The following is a 4,433-nucleotide window of genomic DNA, read 5'->3' as shown; positions in this document are numbered from 1 at the left end:
GGTCACTTCCCCAGCGATGAGGCGGCGACCAAGCTGCTGTGGCTGGCGCTGCGCAATATTACGGGAAGGTGGGGCAGCTCAACCCATGACTGGAAGGCAGCCATGAACCAGTTTGCGATCCTGTACGAAGAACGCTTCACCCACCCCCATCGCTGAGATAATGCTGGCTCACCGGTCCAATCGCCGGTGAGCCTTTACCTGCCCTGCACACAAAAAAACTGACAGGCCCGGGCATCATGTTGCAAGCCAGGGAAATGCAGCAACGATTTAGTCATCTGCAGCAAACCATCAGCGAGACATCACGAACTTGTCATGCCGATGCGACGATTCCACCAGACCTGATGAACTGGGTGGATGAGCTCGACAAGGAGTGCAAATCGGCATCGAAGTTCGCTTCCTCCAAGGATCAGGATCGGATCCGGCAGTGGGTCGATGATCTCGAACGGATTGGTGATCGTGCGGACCGCGCTTGCCAGCAGGCCGGCGGTCTCGATGCAAAGGTTAAGGATGCAGTCAGTTCGATGCATTCGGAACTTGCTGACCTGAAGCGCCAACTGCACTAACAAATCTGACAGCCCCGGTCTAACCCGCCGGGGCTGATTGCATGCACCGCGGTCAAGGCGCGCACGATCTCAGGCCGCAGGCAAGGCCAGGTTGCACCCGCACCCAGCCCACATGGGCGGCCCCTCAGCCCTGCAGCGCACCCATAATCACCTCCTGCACAATGCGGCTGCCTTCCTGTGTAGCCCAACTCCCAGCCAGTTCCGCAATCAACTGGTTGGTGCTGGTCAGCGTGACGCCATTCTTCTCCATGCGCCGCAAGGCAATATCGTCAGCCATCTTGCTCGGTGATCCGCCAGCATCCGCGACGACTTGCACTTCATAACCTTGCGACACCAGGCTCAACGCCGGATACACCGTGCACACGTCATTGGTCACGCCAGCGATGATCAGTTTCCTGCGTCCGGTAGCCTTCACCGCCGCCGCGAAGTTCTCATCGTCCATCGCATTCACAACCCCAATGCGCTTGATGCGCGCAGCGAACTCAGCCGGAAAGATATCCGCCAGCTCGCTGATCAGCGGCCCCTGCGCGTACTCCTCCATGCTGGAGGTCATCACGACAGGGACCTTCAGGATGGCCGCGGTCTTGGCCACCATCAGCGCGTTGCGCTTCATTTCGTCGAAGGGAATGGACTTCACCCAGCTCATGGTGCCTACCTGATGGTCGATCAGGAGCAGGGCGGCGGTGTCTGCAGTGAATCGTTCGAACTTCATGATGCATTTCCTTGATAGTGAATGGGGCAAACGACCCCTGCCTCAAGCCGCTTAGGCCTCAGCCAGCGCCGGATAGTCGATGTATCCCTTGGCCGTCGGCGGCGCAAAGAACGTGTTGCGGTCCGGCGCGTTGAGCGCGGCGCCCTGACGGAAGCGCTCCGGCAGGTCGGGATTCGCGAGGAAGGCGCTGCCGAAGACGGTGGCGTCGGCCTTGCCATCGGCCAGCAGGGCTGCGGCGCTGTCCTGCGTCAGCCCGCCGCCGATCAGGTAGGTGCCATCGAAGCGCGGGCGCAGCATGGCGTGGTAGTCGACCGTGGTGCCGAACAGCGCGACATGCAGATAGGCCAGGCCCTGGCCGCGCAGCTGGTCGACGAGGTAGGTGTAGGTCTCCTGGGGCGCTGCGTCGGTGATGCTGTTGTAGTTCATCTCCGGCGAGATCTTGATGCCGACCCGGTCGGCGCCGGCCTCGGCCGCCATCGCGGCCAGCGCTTCCAGCACAAAGCGGGCGCGGCCTTTGACCGAGCCGCCGTATTGGTCCTGGCGGTGGTTGCTGGCTGACGAGAGGAACTGTTCGGGCAGGTAGCCGGATGCGGCGTGCAACTCCACGCCGTCAAAGCCTGCGTCGATGGCGCGGCGGGTGGCCTGGCGGTAGTCGTCTATGACGCCGGCGATCTCGGCCAGCGTCAGCTCACGGGGCGTGACGAAGTCGGCCTGGCCGGCAGGCGTCCACGCCTGTCCCTCTGGCTTGATCGCCGACGGTGCCACGGGCGTTGCGCCATCAAGCAGCGACGGGTGCGAGATCCGACCGCAATGCATCAGCTGCATGAAGATACGGCCGCCACGCGCGTGCACGGCTTCAGTCACCCTTTTCCAGCCAGCAACCTGGGCCTCGGTTTCCATGCCGGGCGTATTCACATAGCCCTTGCCCAAGGCGGACGGAAACACGCCTTCGGTGATGATCAGGCCGGCGCTGGCGCGCTGCGTGTAGTAGGTGACAGTCATGTCGCCGGGAACGCCCTTGGCGTCAGCGCGGGAGCGGGTCATCGGGGCCATGACGAGGCGGTTCGGCGCGATGTGGCGGCCGATGCGGACGGGGGTGAACAGTTGGCTCATGGTCAATTCCTGTGTGTGTCGGGGGCGAAGGGGAAAGCCCATGTGCGTATCATCGATTAATTCATTGGCGAGATAAAGGTGGTAGATTGGCAATCATTGATCCAAAAATGGCGCAATCCGAATGGAACTGCTCAATGACATGGCCCTGTTCGTGGAGGTCGCGCAGACGCGGAGCTTTCGCGGCGCGGCGGCTGCCACTGGAGTGCCGAACTCCACGCTATCCAGGCGGATCAGCGCCCTGGAGAAGGCTATTGGCCTGCGGCTGCTGCATCGCACGACGCGCAAGGTCGAGCTGACCGAGGCGGGGCAGCTTTACTACGAGCGCTGCAAGCGCATCGTCGACGAAGCACGGATCGCTCACGAGCAACTAGGGGAGATGCTGGCACAGCCGAGCGGCGTGTTGCGGGCATCGCTGCCGGTCGATTTCGCCATGATCTACATGGCGCCCCTGATTGCAGAGTTCGCGGCCCGCTACCCGGGCATCAGCTTTGATTTCGACCTCACGCCCCGGCGCGTCGACCTGGTGGCCGAACCCTTCGATGTGGCCATTCGCATGGGCGAGCTGACGGATTCGAACCTGATCGCGCGGCTGCTAGCCCGCTTGTCGGTGCAGGTCTATGCCTCACCGGGCTACCTGGAACGCGCCGGCGAGCCAACCCATCCAACTGACCTGGCGCGGCATCAGTGCATAGGTTTTCGCAAGTCAGGGAAGTGGGCACTGCATCGCGGTGAGGAGACCGTTGAGGTGGAAGTCGGGGGGAGGTTCCATGTCAACAGCATTGGCATGTTCCGACGCCTGGCAACGCTGGACCTGGGCGTGATCTTGCTGGCCGAGGAGGTGGCGGCAGAGGATGTGGCGGCCGGCCGCCTGCGCCGCATATTGCCCGACTGGCAGACCAGGCCGACGCCGGTCTATGCGCTGACCGAGACACGTTTGCTGCCGGCAAAGACCCAGCGCTTTATCGAGTTCTTGAAGGAGCGGCTGGACACCAAAGCGTGAGCACGGCAAATGTGCGCTCTCGCGGGGCTTGGGGAACACGCAGTGATTGCGCATCGAACGCGCAACCGCCTCCAGCGACGGCAACTCTCACTTGCGCCGCATTTCCACGACCGTAGCCTTGCCATCGACGTTGTCGAATGTCACGGATACCGCCTCGCCCTCCTTGAAATCCTTCAGCGCTGCGCGATCCCTGACGGGGAACGCCATGGTCACCGGCCCCATGCCAGGTTGGCGATCGGTCCGTGCCTGAGCGTGACCTTGCCGGCCTGCGCATCGATCTTTCTGATCTCGGCCGCCACCGGTTGTGGCGCCTGCTGCGAGGGTGCGGACGGCTTCATGTCCATGCCGTCCATCGAGCCCGCTGCGAATGCGGCCGATGTGGTGGTCAAGGCAAGGGCGAGGGCGAGCGGCTTGATGGATTTCATTGCGGTTCCAGCTCTGCAAGGGTGACCCCTATTTCACGCTGTCGCAGGTGGCGCCGAACGACGCCATCATGGTGGTGGCGTTCGCGCCGGTCGTGGCCCTGCTGCTTGGCCTGTCATCGATCACGGTGCCGTGGGATACGCTGCTGACGTCGGTGGCTCTTCAAGCTGCTGCTGTGCTGTCGAATTCAAATGGAATGAACGCCCCCACCTACCAGGATGCGGGACGCTAAATGAGCGGTTCCTCACAGTCCGACGCCATCAAAGTGGCCAAAATGAGGAAGTTCATTGAGTTCTTCACCGGAGGGTTCGAAATGAAGCGTACGACGGTCGGGGTGGACATCGCGAAGAATGTCTTCGTGCGACCTGCAAGTCGCCTGAATTTCTGTTTCACAGGAGAACGTATGGCCTGACGAAACCGGTTGTTCCATCAACCGTTCCCTACCCAGACATGCGGAGCCGGTAACAGCTCGGTGTGAAGCTCTGGGGACAACGTAGCCGCCGGATAACCGGTACGCCCAGCCGCGAGGCGAAGCGGAATCTGCCAGCACGAAGGCGGAGAGGAGCAAGGGATGAGTGGGTACGACCAACATATGTGAACTTCTGATAAACGTCGTGATCTT

5 protein-coding genes and 3 pseudogenes are annotated in these 4,433 nt (G+C 62.1%); 4 read left to right on the top strand and 4 right to left on the bottom strand.

All coding sequences use genetic code 11. The features are described 5' to 3' along the window. Both A3A5_RS43305 and A3A5_RS0113535 read left to right on the top strand, forming a co-directional pair. Positions 1 to 156: pseudogene (locus A3A5_RS43305) on the top strand (IS256 family transposase); the annotation flags it as partial. An 80-nt stretch (positions 157 to 236) separates the two neighbouring features. Beyond that, positions 237 to 563, top strand: a complete 327-nt coding sequence (locus A3A5_RS0113535; RefSeq protein WP_026200756.1) for a hypothetical protein — start codon at positions 237 to 239, stop codon at positions 561 to 563. A 124-nt stretch (positions 564 to 687) separates the two neighbouring features. Here the strand turns inward: A3A5_RS0113535 and A3A5_RS0113530 are convergent, their stop codons facing one another. Both A3A5_RS0113530 and A3A5_RS0113525 read right to left on the bottom strand, forming a co-directional pair. Beyond that, positions 688 to 1,275 (bottom strand): isochorismatase family protein, encoded by a 588-nt coding sequence (locus tag A3A5_RS0113530; protein ID WP_018311107.1) that lies wholly within the window; start codon positions 1,273 to 1,275, stop codon positions 688 to 690. A gap of 51 nt (positions 1,276 to 1,326) precedes the next feature. Further along, positions 1,327 to 2,388, bottom strand: coding sequence for an alkene reductase (locus tag A3A5_RS0113525; RefSeq protein ID WP_018311106.1), 1,062 nt, complete (start codon positions 2,386 to 2,388; stop codon positions 1,327 to 1,329). Between the two features lie 121 nt (positions 2,389 to 2,509). On the opposite strand from A3A5_RS0113525, the gene A3A5_RS0113520 reads away from it, so the two are divergent. Beyond that, positions 2,510 to 3,388 (top strand): LysR family transcriptional regulator, encoded by an 879-nt coding sequence (locus tag A3A5_RS0113520; protein ID WP_018311105.1) that lies wholly within the window; start codon positions 2,510 to 2,512, stop codon positions 3,386 to 3,388. Positions 3,389 to 3,475: 87 nt separating this feature from the next. On the opposite strand, the pseudogene A3A5_RS38505 reads toward A3A5_RS0113520, so the two are convergent. Beyond that, positions 3,476 to 3,813, bottom strand: a pseudogene (locus tag A3A5_RS38505) (copper-binding protein). 8 nt (positions 3,814 to 3,821) lie between these two features. Between A3A5_RS38505 and A3A5_RS0113510 the strand changes: the two are divergent. Further along, a pseudogene (locus tag A3A5_RS0113510) lies at positions 3,822 to 3,974 on the top strand (arsenical-resistance protein); the annotation flags it as partial. Positions 3,975 to 4,055: 81 nt separating this feature from the next. On the opposite strand, the gene A3A5_RS44745 reads toward A3A5_RS0113510, so the two are convergent. Beyond that, positions 4,056 to 4,433 (bottom strand): hypothetical protein (locus A3A5_RS44745; RefSeq protein ID WP_232431341.1); only part of this gene is annotated, 378 nt, incomplete at its 5' end.

It is taken from the genome of Cupriavidus sp. UYPR2.512 (assembly GCF_000379565.1).
GTDB lineage: Bacteria > Pseudomonadota > Gammaproteobacteria > Burkholderiales > Burkholderiaceae > Cupriavidus.
Note: the sequence above shows the minus strand (reverse complement) of the source record. Positions and strands in the feature narration are given on the sequence as shown.

Excerpts from the sequence above, each read along its gene's own strand:
- A3A5_RS0113535 (WP_026200756.1), top strand. The coding sequence starts at position 237 with ATGTTGCAAGCCAGGGAAATGCAGCAACGATTTAGTCATCTGCAGCAA.
- A3A5_RS0113530 (WP_018311107.1), bottom strand. The coding sequence starts at position 1,275 with ATGAAGTTCGAACGATTCACTGCAGACACCGCCGCCCTGCTCCTGATC.
- A3A5_RS0113525 (WP_018311106.1), bottom strand. The coding sequence starts at position 2,388 with ATGAGCCAACTGTTCACCCCCGTCCGCATCGGCCGCCACATCGCGCCG.
- A3A5_RS0113520 (WP_018311105.1), top strand. The coding sequence starts at position 2,510 with ATGGAACTGCTCAATGACATGGCCCTGTTCGTGGAGGTCGCGCAGACG.